This is a genomic window from Blautia schinkii (assembly GCF_013304825.1).
GTDB lineage: Bacteria > Bacillota > Clostridia > Lachnospirales > Lachnospiraceae > Blautia_A > Blautia_A schinkii_B.
This window is the reverse complement of the sequence record NZ_JAAWUO010000014.1, coordinates 36,072-53,731: the sequence shown is the minus strand read 5'-3', so window position 1 is coordinate 53,731 and position 17,660 is coordinate 36,072. Positions and strand designations below refer to the sequence as shown.

Genomic DNA, 17,660 nt, shown 5'->3' with positions numbered 1-17,660 from the left:
GAGCAAAATACATGCAGCAGGCATTACTGGATCAGCTGAGAAAAATTACAGATGAAGAGAGGAGAATCCTGGACGGAGAGGCAGAGGTGGACAAAGATCTCTATACATCCGGCCGGGATTTTACTGTGGACAGTCGCAAGATGCTCAAGGAAGGCAGACTGATTGCAGTGCGTACTCACACCCGGTTCGTATATTTTCCGGCGCACAGGCATAATTTTGTGGAGGTGCTGTATGTGTGCGAGGGCTCCCTCACTAATATCATCGATGGAAAAAGGGTCGTAGTGAATAAAGGTGAGCTGCTTTTTCTCAATCAGTTTACGAAGCATGAGATCCTGAAAGCGGGTCAGAATGATATTGCAATCAATTTTATGGTGCTTCCGGAGTTTTTTGACGTAGCCTATTCCATGACAGGCAATGACAATATGCTGGCAGATTTTCTGGTGAATGTTCTCCGCCAGGATGAGGAGAGAGGAGAGTATCTGCACTTTAAAGTTGCAGAGGTGCTGCAGATTCAGAATCTTCTGGAAAACATCATCTATTCCCTTGTAAATGGTGAGGAGAACCGGGAACGGATCAATCAGACCACAATGGGCCTGATCTTTATGTATCTGGTGGAATCTGTGCAGTATGTAGAGATGAGACTTCCCAATCAGTATGAAAATATGATCTCCATGACAACGCTGGATTACATTGAGCAGAAATACCGGACAGCTACCTTGACTGAGCTGTGCAGCCGTCTTCACCTGCCTATGCATGTTTTAAGCAAAATGATCAAGAAAACGACAGGATTTAATTTCAAGGAGCTGCTTCAGAGAAAGAGACTGAATAAAGCTGTAGAGCTGATGTGTGAAACAGATCTGCCTGTCAGCGATATCATTGCAGCCGTAGGCTATGAAAATAACAGTTATTTTCATCGGGTGTTTAAGGAACATTATCACATGACACCGCGGGCATTCAGGGTAAAAAACAGTGAGAAAGAACAGGTGAGGCTGTAATAGCCTCACCTGTTTTAAATATCATGGAACTGTCCGATCTTGTTTTTGATCCGCTGCATTTCGTTATCCATATCGATCACAGCGCGGGCGCAGTTCAGCAGCTCATTGCTGACCTCTTCATAACCGTCCATTTCTTCAATATTCTGTTTGTAACGCAGCTGATGTTCCAGAGTAGCCCAGAAATCCATTCCATTGGTACGGATCTGAATCTCCGCACGCATGGGAGTTTTTCCCTTGGAGAAGAACACAGGAATCTCCACGATCATGTGATAGCTGCGGTAGCCGTTTGGTTTTGGATTTTTGATATAGTCCTTTACCTGAATGACGGTAATGTCATCCTGTTTGGTGATCAGGTCTGCAATGGTGTAGATATCATCGATAAAGGCACAGACAACACGGATGCCGGCCACATCATTCAGCTGATTTTGAATATTCTCCGCAGTAAACTCATAGCCGAGTTTTTTGAGCTTTTTGTAAATACTTTCCGGCTTTTTGATCCTTGTCTTGATGAAGGAGATCGGGTTACGTTTATATTCCAGTGAGAATTCGTCGTTGAGGACTTCCAGCTTGGTGCGTACCTCACGGACAGTACAGCGGTACATCATCATCAAATCATTGAATCTTGCGGAATTTTTGATAAAAACCTGTGGATCAGGTGTGTCCAGCCAGGTGTTTTTGTTATTTTCAGCCATGGTATTTTTACGATAGGCTCCTTTCTTTTGTGATTTTTATGACAAATTTACTAACATAATTATAGGACAAAATGACATTTTTTTCAACTTTTGTATTGACATATCAGAAAAGCTATGCTATTTTATATAAAAAATTTAATCGAGTAAACCATTAAACCGTTGAAGCGGAGATAAAGATATTCATGCGCGCACAGAGAGTCCGGGAGGGTGAGAGCCGGATCGAGAGGCAGTTTATCAAATGGACCGCTGAGGGCACAGGGAAAGGTGTTGTAGATACCGAGTATTCTGTGACGTGAAGGCATACGTCAGTTGCCGGGAATATGAAGGTATTCCGCCAAGTGCACGGATCGAACCGTGAATCAGGGTGGCACCGCGGGTGATTTTGAATTTGACGCTCGTCCCTGGCAGAACTGGATTCTGCCGGAGACGGGCGATTTTTGTATGTAAATTTTCCGTTATGTTCTGTTTCCTTCCGGCAGGTGAGATGATAAGAACTCAGGAGGGCCTGTATATGTATCCAACATTAGAACAACTTAAAACTATTGCACAGTCAGGCGAATACCGGCGCATCCCCGTATGCAGAGAACTGTATTCCGACCGCTACACACCGGTAGAAGTGATGAGGACCTTACGCACAGCCAGCAGACATTGTTATCTTCTGGAAAGTGCCAGCCAGACAGAGGTATGGGGGCGGTATTCTTTCCTGGGATATGAGCCATCCATGGAGATCACCTGTACAGACGGAAAGCTTCAGATCCGCAGGATCCATGAGAACGGAACTGAAGAGAAAACCGTACAGCAGGTGAAGCATCCGGGAGATGCCATCCGAAAGATCCTGAAAGAATATAAAAGCCCGGTGCTGGAGGATATGCCTACTTTCACCGGCGGTCTGGTAGGATATTTTTCATACGACTACATCAAGTACAGCGAGCCGAAGCTGAATCTTACAGATGAGACAGAACAGGATTTCCGTGATATGGACCTGATGCTTTTTGACCAGGTAATTGCATTTGACCATTACAGACAAAAGGTGCTTCTCATTACAGGAGTGATGACAGATGATCTGGAAAACTCCTACCAGAAAGCGGAAGCGAAATTAAAAGAGATGGCAGATCTGATCCGCAATGGAAAGCAGGATGAATTTCCGTCACTGAAGCTGAAATCTTCCATTGAACCCCAGTTTCCGAAAGCAAAATACTGTGAGATGGTTGAGAAAGCGAAACATTACATCCACGAAGGAGATATTTTCCAGGTGGTGCTCTCCAATCCGATGAGAGCGAAAGCGGAGGGAAGTCTTTTTGATACATACCGTGTTCTCAGGGCTACCAATCCTTCACCGTATATGTTTTATTTTTCCAGTGATGATATTGAGATTGCAGGAGCTTCCCCGGAAACACTTGCCAGGCTTGCAGGAACAGAATTAAGTACCTTCCCGCTGGCAGGAACAAGACCAAGAGGCAAGACAAAAGAAGAAGACCTGGCACTGGAAAAAGGACTCCTGGCTGATGAGAAGGAACGTGCGGAGCACAACATGCTGGTGGATCTTGGTCGAAATGATATCGGAAAGATCAGTAAGATCGGTACCGTGAACGTAGAAAAATATATGTGCATTGAGCGTTTTTCCCATGTTATGCATATCGGTTCCACAGTCACTGGCCAGATCCGGGACGATAAAGACGCTGTAGATGGAGTAGATGCCATTCTTCCGGCAGGAACACTTTCCGGAGCACCGAAATTCCGTGCCTGCCAGATCATCCAGGAACTGGAACAGAGCAAGCGAGGCATTTACGGCGGAGCTATCGGATATCTGGATTTTGCCGGAAACCTGGATACATGTATTGCCATCCGTCTGGTTTATAAAAAGAACGGCGAGATCTGCATCCGGTCAGGAGCCGGAATCGTGGCAGACAGTGTTCCGGAAAGTGAATTTCAGGAATGCTGCAATAAGGCAAGAGCCGTTGTACAGGCAATTGAAACTGCACAGGAGGGACTGGAATGATAGTACTGATCGATAATTATGATAGCTTTTCCTATAATGTTTACCAGCTGATCGGTTCTGTGGAGCTGGATATCAGGGTAGTAAGAAACGATGAAGTGACCATCAAAGAGCTGGAGGCCATGAAGCCGGAAGCACTGATCCTTTCCCCTGGTCCGGGAAGACCGGAGGATGCAGGAATCTGTATTGAATCCATAAAATATTTCAAAGACAAGCTGCCGGTCCTGGGTATCTGCCTTGGACATCAGTCCATCTGTGAAGCCTTTGGAGGGACAGTATCCTATGCAAAAGAGCTGATGCATGGAAAGCAGAAAGAAATACATAAAGTTGGAAAGAGCCGGATGTTTGAAGGACTTCCGGAAACTTTTCCGGCAGCCAGATATCACTCACTGGCAGCAATCCGGGATACCTTACCAGAAGAGCTCATTGTCACGGCAGAGTCTGAGGATGGCGAGGTCATGGCACTGGAACATAAAGAATATCCGATCTTCGGATTACAGTTCCATCCGGAATCAGTTATGACACCAGATGGAAAAACAATGATCGAGAACTTTATAAAAGTTGTCAGAGAAAGATAAGACAGAGAACGGCAATCCATAAAAGACAGAATCGTTACAGAACAGGAGGAAACAAAAATGATCAAAGAAGCAATCATCAAGCTTTCAAAAAAAGAAGATCTTACATATGACGAAGCAGAAGCCGTAATGAATGAGATCATGGACGGTGCGGCAACACCGGTACAGATGGCATCCTACCTTACTGCACTTTCTCTGAAAGGAGAGACTATTGATGAGATCACTGCATCTGCAGCAGGTATGAGAGCACACTGTATCAAGCTTCTCCACGATATGGATGTTCTGGAGATCGTAGGAACCGGTGGTGACGGAGCAAACTCCTTTAACATTTCCACAACCTCTTCTCTTGTGATCGCAGCAGGCGGCGTTCCGGTAGCAAAACACGGAAACCGTGCAGCATCCTCCAAGAGCGGCGCAGCAGATGTTCTGGAAGCACTTGGCGTAAAGATCACCATTCCGCCGGAAAAGAGTGCAGAGCTCCTGAAAAAGATCAATATCTGCTTCCTTTTCGCACAGAATTATCACATTGCAATGAAATATGTGGCACCGATCCGTAAAGAGCTTGGAATCCGTACTGTATTTAACATTCTCGGACCATTAAGCAACCCGGCTGGCGCAAATATGGAGCTGATGGGAGTCTTTGACCAGTCTTTGGTAGAGCCGCTTGCACAGGTTATGATGAAACTTGGCGTTAATCGCGGAATGGTAGTTTTCGGACAGGATAAGCTGGATGAGATTTCCATGAGTGCACCGACTTCTGTGTGTGAGATCAAGGACGGATGGTTCCAGTCCTATGAGATCACACCGGAGCAGTTCGGCTACACACGCTGCAGCAAAGAAGAACTGGCAGGTGGCACACCGGCAGAGAACGCAGAGATCACAAAAGCTATTGTAAACGGAACCGAAAAAGGAGCGAAGCGTCAGGCTGTGTGCATGAACGCAGGCGCAGCACTTTATATCGCAGGAAAAGCGAAGACTATAGAAGATGGCGTGAAGATGGCTGAAAACCTGATCGACAGTGGTGCTGCTGTAGCTAAACTTGAGGAATTCATCAAATTAAGTAACGAGATTTAAAGATAATAGCGTCAGGAGAGAAACAAAGAATGAGCGAAAAAAACATTCTGGAAGAAATCGCAGAAAAAACAAGAGAACGTATCCGGAAGGAAAAACTTCAGTTCCCTCTGGATCAGCTGAAAGCCCTGGCTGAAAAAGCACCGCAGCAGCCATCCTTTCTGGAAGCACTGAAAAAAACGGGTATGTCTTACATCTGCGAAGTAAAAAAAGCTTCCCCGTCCAAAGGACTGATCGCACCGGATTTTCCATATCTGGAAATCGCGAAAGAATACGAGGCAGCAGGTGCATCTGCAATTTCCTGTCTCACGGAGCCATTTTACTTTATGGGAAGTGACGCTTATCTCCGTGAGATCACAGAAACGGTGGATATCCCGGTACTCCGAAAGGATTTTACGGTGGATAAGTATATGATCTATCAGGCAAAAGCATTCGGCGCATCGGCAGTGCTTCTGATTTGCGCCATCTTAAATGATCAGGAACTCCTGGAATACAGGGAGCTGGCAGAAGCTCTGGGAATGGATGCACTGGTGGAAACCCACGACGAGGAAGAAGTAGCAAGAGCATTAAAAGCAGGTGCAAAGATCGTCGGAGTCAATAACCGTGATCTGAAAACCTTTAATGTTGATATGAATAACAGCATCCGTCTGAGAAATCTGGCACCGGATAATGTAGTGTTCGTTTCAGAAAGCGGAATCAAAAACGCAGGAGATATCGCTATTCTGGAAAGAAACCGGGTAGGGGCAGTCCTGATCGGTGAGACCCTGATGCGAAGCGCGGATAAGAAAGCGGCACTGGAAAAGCTGAATGGCGGAGCACTTGTATAAAGGTCAAACGAAAGAATAGAGCAAATAAGTAACAGAGCTGATCAACAGCAAACAGTAACGAAACAGGAAGGTGCAGGGTCAGACAGAAAGGGCAGGATTGGCTGAATATGAGAGAACAACAGTTGAAACATGGGAGCAGAACCAGAATCAAGATCTGCGGTCTCACCCGCCCGGAAGACATCCAGGCAGTGAACCAGGCCAAACCGGACTTCTGTGGATTCATTGTAGAATTCCCGAAAAGCAGGAGAAACGTCACAGTGGACCGGCTGAAGACTCTTCGGAAAGAACTGGATGAGAGTATTTTGCCGGTAGGCGTATTCGTCAATGCACCGGTGGAGCTTCCCGCACAGCTTTTAAACGAAGGAACCATTGCACTGGCACAGCTTCACGGACAGGAAGACGAGAATTATATAAGACAGCTTAAGACCATGACAGACCAGCTTCTGATAAAGGCTTTTTCCATAAAAACAGAAGCAGATATAAAGAAAGCGATCTGTTCGGAAGCAGACTATATTCTTCTGGATCAGGGCGCAGGAGGAACAGGAGAAACTTTCGACTGGAGTCTGGTACCGGCGATCAAACGTCCCTGGTTTCTGGCCGGAGGCCTGGGCTGTGACAATCTGGAAACAGCCATACATCTGTTTCATCCCTGGGCAGTAGATTTAAGCAGTAGCGTGGAAACCGACGGTCACAAAGACCCGAATAAAATATTAAAAGCGGTACAGACCGTGAGGAACATAAAGGAGGAAATATAACATGTCAAAAGGAAGATTCGGCATCCATGGCGGACAGTACATCCCGGAAACACTGATGAACGCCGTTCTGGAGCTTGAGGAAGCATACAACCATTACAAAAACGACCCGGAATTCAACCGTGAGCTCACAGAGCTTCTAAATGAATATGCAGGAAGACCATCCCGTCTTTACTATGCGGCACATATGACCGAGGACCTTGGCGGAGCAAAGATCTATCTGAAAAGAGAAGACTTAAACCACACAGGAGCCCACAAGATCAATAACGTTCTGGGACAGGTACTTCTTGCAAAAAAAATGGGCAAGACGCGTGTCATCGCAGAGACAGGAGCCGGCCAGCATGGTGTTGCAACCGCAACAGCAGCAGCTTTAATGGGTATGGAGTGCGAGGTTTTCATGGGAAAAGAAGACACGGAACGTCAGGCTCTGAACGTATATAAAATGCGTCTCCTCGGAGCAAAAGTCCATGCAGTTACAAGTGGAACAGCAACCTTAAAAGATGCTGTTTCCGAGACAATGCGTGAGTGGACAAACCGTATCTCAGATACCCACTATGTACTGGGATCTGTTATGGGACCACATCCGTTCCCGACCATCGTCCGTGATTTCCAGGCAGTGATCTCCAAGGAGATTAAAGAGCAGATGCTGGAAAAAGAGGGCAGACTTCCGGATGTTGTTCTGGCCTGCGTAGGCGGCGGCTCCAATGCCATCGGAACCTTCTATAATTTCATTGAGGATAAAGATGTTCGTCTTATCGGCTGTGAGGCAGCAGGACGTGGCGTGAATACAGCCGAGACAGCAGCAACCATTGCAACAGGCCACCTTGGAATCTTCCACGGCATGAAATCCTATTTCTGCCAGGATGAATACGGTCAGATCGCACCGGTATACTCTATTTCCGCAGGTCTGGATTACCCGGGAGTAGGACCGGAGCATGCACACCTTTATGATATCGGAAGAGCAGAATACGTGCCTGTAACAGACGACGAGGCAGTAGATGCTTTTGAGTATCTTTCCAGAACAGAAGGAATCATCCCTGCGATCGAAAGTGCTCACGCAGTGGCCTATGCGAAAAAGATCGCACCGACACTTGGAAAAGACAAGATCATGGTAGTTACCATTTCAGGACGTGGAGATAAGGACTGTGCGGCGATCGCCCGCTACAGAGGGGAGGATATTCATGAATAAGAGAATTACAGAAGCATTTGCAAACGGAAAAGCATTTATTCCTTTTTTAACCTGTGGAGATCCGTCTCTGGAGATAACAGAACAGCTGGTTTATGCAATGGAGGAAGCCGGAGCAGATCTGATCGAGCTTGGAATCCCGTTCTCTGATCCCACAGCAGAAGGGCCTGTGATCCAGGAGGCCAATGTCCGCGCACTTGCAGGCGGCGTGACTACAGATAAAGTTTTTGCAATGGTAGAAAAAATCCGTAAAAACACAAAAATCCCAATGGTATTCATGACCTACGCAAACGTAGTATTTTCCTACGGAACAGAGCGTTTCATCAAGCGTGCAGCAGAAGCTGGAATGGACGGACTGATCCTTCCGGATGTTCCTTTTGAGGAAAAAGAAGAGTTCGACGTTGTGTGCAAACAGTACGGTCTTGACCTGATCTCCCTGATCGCACCGACCTCCCATGAGAGAATCGCCATGATCGCCAAAGAAGCAGAAGGCTTTGTTTACTGCGTATCTTCCCTTGGAGTAACAGGAATGCGTACCAACATTACCACAGATATCGGAGCCATGGTGAAGCTGGTAAAAGCCCAGAAAGACATCCCATGTGCAGTAGGATTCGGAATCTCCACCCCGGAGCAGGCAAAAAAGATGGCTGACCAGTCCGACGGAGCCATTGTAGGATCTGCCATTGTAAAGCTTTGCGGAGCTTACGGCAAGGATTGTGTGCCGAAAGTTAAGGATTATGTGAAAGAGATGAAGGATGCAATTCGTGGTCTAGAGTGAGAAAATTCGGAAAATATTTCTGGAATAGTATAATTTAATAAAAAAGTACAATTTGTCATGATATTACAAAAAAATATGAAAAATGTTCTCTGATTTTGTGAAAAAATCAAATTGCAGGTTAGGAAATGCTATGCTATAATGCAGTTACTTTCTTGAAAGACATAAAAATGAATGAACAGTAATCAGAGAATATGCAACGGAGCATCAGCCTAAGGCTGGTGCTCTTTTTACGTATAAGATCAGCGTTAAGGTTTTCTGGGACAGATCAGGGAGGTGAAACTGTGAAAGAAGAGGAAATCCTGAGTGCAGGAATTGATATCGGAACATCCACCACGCAGTTGGTTTTCAGCCGCATGCTCTTGCAGAATACAGGCGGATTCGGCAGAATCCCGCAGATCAAAGTGATATCGAAGGATGTGTTCTACAGAAGCAAGGTATATTTCACACCGCTTCTGTCCAGAGATGAGATCGACGGAGAAAAGGTTCATGATATTATCGACGGAGAATATAAAAAAGCAGGGATCAAGGCTTCAGATCTCAGTACAGGAGCAGTGATTATTACAGGTGAATCCTCCAGAAAGAAAAATGCGGAAGATGTGGTAAAAGCTATCTCAGGAATTGCAGGAGATTTCGTAGTTGCTACGGCTGGTGCAGATCTGGAATCTGTTCTTGCGGGAAAAGGCTCAGGTGCAGCACAGCTTTCAAAGGATACCGGAAGTATTGTGGCGAATCTGGACATCGGAGGCGGAACCAGTAACATCTGTTTTTTTGAAAACGGACATATGCTTGACACCGCATGTCTGGATATCGGCGGAAGGCTGGTACAGATACAGGATGGGTTTCTTACATATGTGGCACCGAAGATCCGGTGGCTGGCAGATAAAATGAAACTTGACATCAGAGAAGGAAAGCGAGCTGAAGAAAGAGGCTTACGAACTCTGACAGATGCCATGGCAGAGATCCTGGCACAGTCAGTAGGCATAAATGGAATATCCGAAACACAGCAGGATCTTCTGGAACATATGAAAGCCAATCATCTGATCAGCTGCCGGAAGAAACCGGAGATCCTTACTTTTTCAGGAGGCGTAGCAGCATGTTTCGGGGAAGAGGAAGATGTTTTCCGATATGGAGATATCGGTATACTCCTGGCTCAGGCCATCAGGAAAAATCCTTCATTTCAGAGTGCGGACGTGAGAAATGCCAGAGAGACCATGCGGGCTACAGTGATCGGAGCCGGAAATTACAGCATGGATATTTCAGGCAGTACCATTGAATATACGGCAGATCTTTTTCCAATGAAAAATATCCCGGTAGTCCGGCCGTTGCTGGAAAGACCGGAGGATATCCCGGATCTGGACAAAAACATTTACAGAGAGATGCAGCTTTACATGGAAAAACAGTCAGAAGACCGCCAGACAGCCATATCCATGAAAGGTCTGAAATGCCCGTCTTTTAAACAGGTACAGGAGATCGCGGAGAAGATCGTTTCCCAGTATGAAAAAGAATGCAGGGAAAAGCAGCCGCTGATCGTAGTGTTTGAAGAAGACATCGGAAAAGCAGTAGGTCAGGCTCTGGGGCACAGGCTGAAGGGAAAGCGGGATATTATCTGTATTGACGGGATCCACTGTGAAAGTGGAGACTTCATTGATCTGGGAGAGCCGGTAGCATCAGGAACTGTAATTCCGGCAGTTGTAAAAACTTTAATATTTAACGGGTAGGTGTTGAGAATGATATTAAAAACAGTAATGCTGGGTCAGACATATGAATTTAAAGATGTAAAAGAACTTCTTGCGAAAGCAAGCGAGAAAAAATCGGGTGATGAACTTGCCGGTGTATGTGCCGGAAGTACGTTGGAGCGAATTGCAGCAAAAGAAGTTCTTGGACAGTTGACAGTGGCAGATATCCGGAATCATCCTTCTGTCCCGTATGAAGAAGATGCAGTAACAAGGATCATCCAGGACGATATTGATGAGCAAGTATATGCGGAAATCAAGGGAAAAACCATCCAGGAAATGAGGGAGTGGATCTTAAGTGACAGCACAACAAGTGAAATGATCCTGCGGGCGTCCAGAGGAATGACAAGTGAAGTGATCGCCGGAATTTCCAAGATCATGGGAAATATGGATATGATCCTTGCAGGAAGCAAGCTTCATATCACAGCTACCTGCAACACAACCATTGGAGGTGAAAATGTTCTGGCAGCAAGACTTCAGCCAAACCACCCGGTAGATGATGCAGAGGGCGTTGCGGCAAGTACTCTGGAAGGTTTAAGCTACGGTTCCGGTGATGCAGTGATCGGTCTGAATCCGGCAATTGATACCGTGGACAGCACACTGGCCATCTGGAAAGTACTTGGAGATATACGTGATAAATATGAGATTCCGACTCAGACATGTGTTCTTTCCCATGTGACAACCCAGATGGAGGCATTACGATCCGGACAGGGAAGTGCAGATCTCTGTTTCCAGTCCATTGCAGGATCAGAAGCAGCATTGTCCGCATTTGGAGTGACGACTTTCATGCTGGAAGAAGCAGACGCACTTTTTAAAGACAGAGGCCATGCAAAAGGACCGAATGTAATGTATTTTGAGACAGGACAGGGTTCAGAGCTTTCCTCTTCCGCAGCTTTCGGAGCAGATCAGCAGACAATGGAATGCAGGTGCTACGGTCTGGCAAGACATTACCATCCATTTCTGATCAATACAGTAGTAGGTTTCATGGGACCGGAATACATCTATGACACCAAGCAGCTGACAAGGGCAGCATTGGAAGATGTGTTCTGCGGACATCTCCACGGGCTTCCCATGGGATGTGATGTCTGCTATACAAACCACATGCCAACAGACCAGAACGATTCGGAGACGATCCTTACGCTTCTTGGAACAGCAGGTGTCCATTATGTAATGGGACTTCCGCAGGCAGATGATATTATGCTGATGTATCAGTCTACCAGTTATCACGACGTGGCAAGTGTACGCCAGCTTCTGAAAAAACAGCCCATTCCGGAATTCAGGGAATGGTTGGAAAAAAGAGGATTCTGGGAAAACGGTCATCTGGGAAAAAATGCCGGAGACCCGTCCATGTTTTTTGATATGAGATAGAATAAACAGGAGGTGCAGGATATGAGCAGTGCAGCAGGATGTTTAAGAGATATTACAGCAACAGATATTATGGATTACATGCAGGTAGATCATCCCCATAATCTCAAGGAAATGTGGAAAATGAAACATGCCACTCCTGCAAGAATTGGAATCGGCCATTGCGGTCCAAGATATACAACAGAAGCACAGCTTCGTTTTCTGGCTTCTCATGCAGCTGCCAATGATGCAGTATTCAATGAAGTACCCGAGGAAGTTGTAAAAGAACTGGGAGTTTTTGAAGTACGTACAAAATGTTCTGACAAGCACGAGATGCTGCTGCGGCCTGACTGGGGAAGGATTTTTCTTCCGGATGCCCGGAAAAAGATCTCCGAAAACTGTGTACATAATCCAAAAGTCCAGATTTATTTTGGTGACGGACTCTGTTCACCATCTATCGCAGCCAATATCCCGGATCTTTTTCCTACCATAAAAATGGGTCTGGAAGACAGAGGTATCACAGTGGGAACACCATTTTTTGTACGGTACTGCAGAGTTAATACCGCAAGGACGATAGGGCCTCTTCTGGGAGCAGAAGTTACCTGTGTTTTAATTGGAGAACGGCCCGGACTTCTCACTTCAGAAAGCATGTCAGCTTACATTGCCTATCATGCAAGGCCGGATATGCTGGAATCGGAATACACAGTTGTTTCCAACATCAGCAGGCACGGAGTGCCGCCGGTAGAGGCGGCAGCACATATCGTTGATCTGATCACACAGATCCTTGAAAAAAAGAAAAGCGGCGTTGAATTTTCAAACGCAGAGTAACGGTTGCAAAGGAGCACGGAATGAAAAAAATCCGGGCTCCTTTTCTTCATATAAAAAGACTTTATTATTGAAGCACGAGGGAACAAAGGAGGAGCAACATTATGGAAAAAAACGAAACACAGTTAGTCCGGGCCCTGGGCCTGAAAGAATCTATCAGCATGACCATCGGAACGGTTGTCGGTGTAGGACTTTTTACATGCGGATCAGCTCAGATCGGACACGTAGGATCATGGATCATCGTGATCACATTTCTGGCACTTCTGATCTCAGTCTGGCCATGCCTGATTTACGGTGAGATGTCAGCTGCACTGCCTTGTGCAGGAGGAACTTACAACTATGCAAAACGTGGCCTGAACCGTGTATGGGCTAACCTTGCAGGTTGGCATTACATCATTTCCGTTGTTGGTATCGGAGCTGGTGAGACACTTGCATTTTCCAACTATTTCAAGATACTGTTCGGACAGTTTGGAATCAACCTGGAAGGCGTGGATTCTCGTATCATTGCCATTATCCTGGTACTGTTTTTTCTGGTACTGAACTTTAAGGGAATTGAGATGTCAGGCAAAGCTCAGACAGGATTTATCTTCTTTTTCTGGGGCTGTGCCATTGCATGGTTCCTGTACATGATTCCGAAGATCCATCTGGAATATTTCGGAGGCATTGCAATGGATTCCCTGCCGCCATTCAAAGAAATGATGTACATTTTCGGTCTTGTATGGTGGTGCTACACAGGTTTTGAAACCTGCGTATCCATGGGAGCCGAGACAAAATATCCGCAGTATACACTGCCGCGAGCATTAAAAATTTCCGTATTTCTTGTATTTGTGTGCAACGCACTGTTCCAGTGGTTTCTTGTAGGTCTTGTACCGCATAACTATTATCATCTGCTTGCAGTTGCTGATGCACCTTATGCAGAAGGCTTGAAAGCAGCCGGACTTGTCGGTTTTCCGATCATTCTTCTTTGCATCGGTATTGCATTTGGCGGCGACCTTTCCACCATTAACCCTGGAATTGCAGCACCGGCCAGATACATTTACACAATGGCTGAAGATAAATCATTGCCGTCATTCCTCTGCAAAGTACATCCAAAATACAAAACACCGTACATGGCAGTTCTTGTTGTAGGTATCATCAACATTATCCTGATTGCAACAGGATCCATCAACTATATTGCATCCGTATCACTGATCTCACTGGCGCTTTGCTACATCATCGGCTGTCTGGCTTATCTGGGACTTAAGAAACACTGCCCGGATATGAAACGTCCATATGTAGCTCCAGGCGGAAAATTTGGCTGTATTTTTACCATTGTGATCTACGCATTTATGCTGATCTTTGCAGACAAAGTAGCTCTTATCACATCAGGAGTCGTAACAGTCGCAGCAATCATTTACTGGGCGATCTTTACAAGAAAACATGAAAATAAGATACCAAGCATTGAAGAAGAAATCGGAACCATCGAAGAGCCATCACCAGAAGAAAAAGCCAAAATGGACAAAGAATATAATATCTGGAAAATTGCTACTGTAATTGCAACTGTTATAGCACTTGGAATCTATATAATACCGATCATTTTCTGATAAGGTTGGGAAATATTATCCTTTTCAGAAAGGGAAAACTATGTTACGCTGTATGTGAATCAGATAGAAAATAGCATCTGATTACATAACAAGATCAAAGGTGACGAAACCTGTGGGTACCGAGGATACAATCACCAAAGATCACACAGAGAAGCCGATCAACGGGCCCCTACTTCCGGAGAATATCTTACCGGATTTTACAGTAATGATCGGCTGATACCAGTCATAACGGTAGTCGTATATTTCGGAACGGACTCTTGGACAGCTCCAAGAAGTCTTCAGGAACAGGCTTTGCTTACCGCACAGTCAATGTTGGAAAATCCAAGATTTTCTACAGAAGATATTTCCAAGTTCTCGGGATTACCGATTGAGGAAGTATTGAAATTACAGAAAAAATAATTTAAAGGACACAAAAAGAATGCTGCCCCGTTATCAAGCAGATGACGGAGCCTGGGATGGATATACCAGACATAGTTATCATTACGATCCGGAAGGCCAGGCGAAGGGCTGGCATACGGGCGTTTATGGAACTTATGGTTATGGGATGGCTCATCAGATACAGAAGAAAGTAAACTTCCGCACAGGAAGCGGTAATTAAAAAAAAGCCAGGGGACAGTATTTTCAGGTACTGTACTCTGGCAGTTTTTATATGAAAGAACATAGTTACCGCATAAACATTCTAACCATTGTTTCATAGATCTTCCGATATTTCTGATACCGCATAGGCAGATCAATCCATGTTTTCTTATCTACAATACTCTTGTAATGGGAGAAAGTCCGGAAACCGTCGATTCCGTGGTAGGAACCCATGCCACTTTCTCCGAAGCCACCGAAGCCCATATTGCTGGTTGCGAGATGAATGAGAACATCATTGATGCAGCCGCCGCCGAAACCGCACCGGGAAGTTACTTCCCGGGCGTTTTTTTCGTCGCTGGTGAAGATGTAGAGAGCCAGGGGATGGGGCATGGAGTTGATCCTGGTGACAGCACTTCCTAGAGAGTCGTAGGTGAGGACAGGGAGTACCGGGCCGAAGATCTCCTGCTGCATGACCGGATCATCGAAGGTTACATTATCCAGGATCGTTGGTTCGATCTGGAGGGTTTTACGGTCGGAGCTGCCGCCGCACACTGTTTTGGACGGGTCAATGAGGCTGTTGATACGGTCGAAATGCTTTTCATTGATGATCTTTCCATAGTCCCGGTTTTTGAGCGGTTCTTTTCCATATTGACGAGTAATCTGTCTGCGGAGTTCTGCAACCAGGGCATCTTTGATCTCCGGATCACAGTAGATATAGTCCGGTGCTACGCAGGTCTGTCCGCAGTTCAGGAACTTGCCGAATACGATACGTTTTGCTGCAAGGCGGAGATTAGCGGTTTTATCCACGATGCAGGGGCTTTTTCCGCCGAGCTCCAGAGTAACTGGGGTAAGGTATTCAGAAGCCTTTCGCATAACATCTTTTCCTACAGCCTGGCTTCCTGTAAAGAAGATGTAATCAAAATGCAGGCTGAGAAGATGGGTGTTTTCCGCGCGTCCGCCTGTGACAGTAGCAACATATTTTTCATCAAAGCATTCGTGGATCAGAAGGCGGATCACTTCGCTTGTAGCCGGTGAGTAAGCACTTGGTTTCAGAATGGCAGTGTTTCCGGCTGCAATGGCATCGACCAGAGGCTCGATTGTGAGAAGGAACGGATAGTTCCATGGACTCATGATAAGGACCACGCCATATGGGGATGGTTTGCGGAAACTGCGGGAGTGGAACTGTGCCAGAGGAGTGGGAACGGTCTGTTCTTTTGCATAGGAGCGGATGTTTTTCAGCATATGTGTGATCTCAGAAAGCACGAGACCGGTTTCGCACATGTAGCTCTCGAAATTGCTTTTTCCAAGATCTTTTTTCAGAGCAGCGTGAATCTGATGCTCGTGTTTTCGGATGGAGGCACGAAGACGTTTCAGGGCGCTGATACGAAAATCAAGATTTAAAGTTGCGCCGGAGTAGAAGTACTGGCGTTGTTTATCTAAAAGCCGGGTGATCTGTTCTTTTTCCATGGATTGAAGCTCCTTTCTGAAAATGTTGTGTGAGTTGATACTCAGGAATTACTGACTGGCGGCATCAGGCGATAATATAATGTCTCAAGTTCACCGGCATCCATCAGCACAGGAACCGGGTACAGCGGATTGGCTTCTTTGTCTGCATAATGAGCAAGTTCCGGGATATCTGTTTCCTGGATCTCAGGGATGTGATCACCGATACCGAAGCGTTTTTTCATATCTTTTACAGCATCAATAAACATCTGTGCAGCAGTTTTATCATCCTCATGTTTGTCGCAGAGACCTGCAGTTACAGCCAGGTTGCGGAGCTTGTGAGTGATGGAATCTCCGTATGTTTCCAGCACCATAGGCAGGATCACTGCATTGGCAAGTCCGTGTGGAACATTATATTTTCCACCAAGGGAATGTGCAATTGCGTGGACATATCCAACGTAAGATTTGGTGAAGGCGCAGCCTGCGAAATAGGAAGCGCGGAGCATATTTCGTCTTGCTTCAATATTATTGCCGTCTGTGTAGGCGGTATCTAGGTTTTCGAAGATCAGTCTGACAGCATCCAGGGCATTTTTTCTTGTGCCTGGCGTGGTGGAGTTGCCGATGTACGCTTCCACTGCATGGGTCAGGGCATCCATTCCGGTTGTAGCTGTGATAAACGGTGGAAGGCTTAAGGTAACCTTTGGATCAAGGACTGCGTAGCGTGGGATCAGCGGAAAATCGTTGATGGCATATTTGTGCCGGGTCTGTGCATCTGTGATCACGGCTGCAAGTGTTGTTTCACTTCCGGTTCCGGCAGTTGTAGGAATAGCGATGAGAAGAGGAAGCTTTTTGTGGATTTTCAGGATTCCCTTCATCTGAGCAAGAGACTGATGCGGTTTGGCAATGCGGGCTGCTGTGGCTTTGGCACAGTCCATACTGGAACCGCCGCCAAAACCAATGATCGCCTGGCAGTCATTATCCAGATACATGTGAAGAGCGTCGTCTACATTGACGGTTGTTGGATTGGCAACGGTTTTGTCGTAGATATGATAAGAGATGCAACTTCGCTTCAGCGTCTGTTCCAGACGCTCCGTAAGGCCAAGGCTTCGGATCCCTGCATCTGTGATGATAAGTACATTATTATAATCTCTTTTTTCCAGAACTTCCGGGATTCCTTTGACACTTCCGATGATCTTCGGATTGCGGTAAGGAAGCAGTGGAAGGGCGAATTTAAAGATGTTCTGAAAAATCCGGCAGTAAGCTTTTTTCAATGGATTCATAGCA

Annotated in this window: 16 protein-coding genes; 13 read left to right on the top strand and 3 right to left on the bottom strand. The window is 46.0% G+C overall.

Annotated elements, in window-relative coordinates:
• Nucleotides 1-11: 11 nt before the first annotated feature.
• Entirely contained in the window at nt 12-995 is a 984-nt protein-coding gene (locus HFM85_RS11580; protein WP_173738272.1) for an AraC family transcriptional regulator, read from the top strand.
• 14 nt (nt 996-1,009) lie between these two features.
• Here HFM85_RS11580 and HFM85_RS11575 read toward each other — a convergent pair whose 3' ends face one another.
• Nucleotides 1,010-1,687 carry a GTP pyrophosphokinase gene (locus HFM85_RS11575; protein ID WP_119238747.1) on the bottom strand — a complete coding sequence of 226 codons (678 nt, stop codon included), beginning with the start codon at nt 1,685-1,687 and terminating at the stop codon, nt 1,010-1,012.
• Nucleotides 1,688-2,198: 511 nt separating this feature from the next.
• Here HFM85_RS11575 and trpE point away from each other — a divergent pair.
• From trpE to HFM85_RS11515, 12 genes are all read left to right on the top strand, one after another.
• A complete protein-coding gene (trpE, locus tag HFM85_RS11570) occupies nt 2,199-3,686 on the top strand; it encodes an anthranilate synthase component I (RefSeq protein WP_173738271.1) in 1,488 nt (495 codons plus the stop codon).
• Nucleotides 3,683-4,261: an anthranilate synthase component II gene (locus HFM85_RS11565; RefSeq protein WP_173738270.1), complete on the top strand. Its 579-nt coding sequence runs from the start codon at nt 3,683-3,685 to the stop codon at nt 4,259-4,261. Before trpE ends, HFM85_RS11565 begins: the two co-directional genes overlap by 4 nt.
• 57 nt (nt 4,262-4,318) lie before the next feature.
• Entirely contained in the window at nt 4,319-5,332 is a 1,014-nt protein-coding gene (trpD, locus tag HFM85_RS11560; RefSeq protein WP_173738269.1) for an anthranilate phosphoribosyltransferase, read from the top strand.
• A 29-nt stretch (nt 5,333-5,361) separates the two neighbouring features.
• A complete protein-coding gene (trpC, locus tag HFM85_RS11555) occupies nt 5,362-6,156 on the top strand; it encodes an indole-3-glycerol phosphate synthase TrpC (protein ID WP_173738268.1) in 795 nt (264 codons plus the stop codon).
• Between the two features lie 107 nt (nt 6,157-6,263).
• On the top strand, nt 6,264-6,911 hold the full coding sequence (locus HFM85_RS11550; RefSeq protein ID WP_173738267.1) for a phosphoribosylanthranilate isomerase: 648 nt from the start codon (nt 6,264-6,266) through the stop codon (nt 6,909-6,911).
• A 1-nt stretch (nt 6,912) separates the two neighbouring features.
• A complete protein-coding gene (gene trpB / locus HFM85_RS11545) occupies nt 6,913-8,097 on the top strand; it encodes a tryptophan synthase subunit beta (RefSeq protein ID WP_173738266.1) in 1,185 nt (394 codons plus the stop codon).
• On the top strand, nt 8,090-8,872 hold the full coding sequence (gene trpA, locus HFM85_RS11540) for a tryptophan synthase subunit alpha (protein ID WP_173738265.1): 783 nt from the start codon (nt 8,090-8,092) through the stop codon (nt 8,870-8,872). The genes trpB and trpA overlap by 8 nt, the downstream gene beginning before the upstream one ends.
• A 281-nt stretch (nt 8,873-9,153) precedes the next feature.
• Nucleotides 9,154-10,590 (top strand): ethanolamine ammonia-lyase reactivating factor EutA, encoded by a 1,437-nt coding sequence (locus HFM85_RS11535; protein WP_173738264.1) that lies wholly within the window; start codon nt 9,154-9,156, stop codon nt 10,588-10,590.
• 9 nt (nt 10,591-10,599) lie between these two features.
• Complete coding sequence (locus tag HFM85_RS11530) at nt 10,600-11,973, top strand: ethanolamine ammonia-lyase subunit EutB (RefSeq protein ID WP_173738263.1); 1,374 nt, start codon at nt 10,600-10,602, stop codon at nt 11,971-11,973.
• 21 nt (nt 11,974-11,994) lie between these two features.
• Nucleotides 11,995-12,777 (top strand): ethanolamine ammonia-lyase subunit EutC, encoded by a 783-nt coding sequence (gene eutC / locus HFM85_RS11525; protein WP_173738262.1) that lies wholly within the window; start codon nt 11,995-11,997, stop codon nt 12,775-12,777.
• A gap of 101 nt (nt 12,778-12,878) precedes the next feature.
• Nucleotides 12,879-14,357, top strand: coding sequence for an APC family permease (locus HFM85_RS11520; RefSeq protein ID WP_173738261.1), 1,479 nt, complete (start codon nt 12,879-12,881; stop codon nt 14,355-14,357).
• Between the two features lie 418 nt (nt 14,358-14,775).
• A complete protein-coding gene (locus HFM85_RS11515) occupies nt 14,776-14,955 on the top strand; it encodes a hypothetical protein (protein WP_173738260.1) in 180 nt (59 codons plus the stop codon).
• A 65-nt stretch (nt 14,956-15,020) separates the two neighbouring features.
• On the opposite strand, the gene HFM85_RS11510 is transcribed toward HFM85_RS11515, so the two are convergent.
• Nucleotides 15,021-16,400 (bottom strand): aldehyde dehydrogenase, encoded by a 1,380-nt coding sequence (locus tag HFM85_RS11510; protein WP_173738259.1) that lies wholly within the window; start codon nt 16,398-16,400, stop codon nt 15,021-15,023.
• 41 nt (nt 16,401-16,441) lie between these two features.
• Nucleotides 16,442-17,656 (bottom strand): iron-containing alcohol dehydrogenase, encoded by a 1,215-nt coding sequence (locus tag HFM85_RS11505; RefSeq protein WP_173738258.1) that lies wholly within the window; start codon nt 17,654-17,656, stop codon nt 16,442-16,444.
• Between the last annotated feature and the right edge of the window lie 4 nt (nt 17,657-17,660).